The 713-nt window shown below is 64.1% G+C and carries 1 protein-coding gene; it reads left to right on the plus strand.

Features of this window, described 5'->3' with window-relative positions:
• Nucleotides 1–98: 98 nt before the first annotated feature.
• Nucleotides 99–713: L-serine ammonia-lyase, iron-sulfur-dependent, subunit alpha (locus ADICYQ_RS31155; protein ID WP_200861885.1), on the plus strand; the 615-nt coding region annotated here is incomplete at its 3' end.

Here is a 713-nt window from a genome sequence, read left to right on the forward strand (position 1 = left end):
AATTCAGGAGTGCTGCAGCTTGCCGGCAGCCGTTGAAGTTCCCTTCACCGAGGGTGCGATTGCGCTGCATCCGCTCACGGTGCTTGACGGGCATCCGAATGGCATGCGTTTCGCGGCATACGACGCGGAAGGTTGGCGCCGTACTTGAGGCGACGTACTTCTCAATCGGAGGCGGATTCATCTACCGCGAGGGTGACAACCGTGACGGCAGCTCGCCCACCGACGCCGTCACAGTCGCCGATCCCCTACCGTTCCGCACTGCCGCGCAGTTGCTTGCCCACTGCCGGACGGAGGGCCTTAGTTTCAGCGGCGTGATGCTTCGCAACGAACTCGCTCGCCGCACGCAGGCTGAGGTCACCGCCGGCCTCTTGCACATCCGCGACGTCATGGACGAGTGCAAGAACAACAGTTTGGAACGCTCCGGTAACCTTCCCGGTACCCTCAACGTGCGCCGACGCGCTCCAGCTTGGCACGCCCGCCTTCGCCAGGAGGACCCCGATCGCGATCCCGCGTTTTGGCAGGAGTGGGTCAACCTCGTTGCCCTCGCCGTGAATGAAGAGAATGCCTCGGGTGGGCGAGTAGTGACTGCCCCCACCAACGGCGCCGCCGGCATTATCCCCGCCGTACTCTTCTACGCCACGCACTATGCCCCGGGCATGCACGATGCTGACCAGGCTACGCAGGATGCCGCTACCGTGCGCTTCTTGCTGGCC

This window comes from Cyclobacterium qasimii M12-11B (assembly GCF_000427295.1).
GTDB lineage: Bacteria > Bacteroidota > Bacteroidia > Cytophagales > Cyclobacteriaceae > Cyclobacterium > Cyclobacterium qasimii.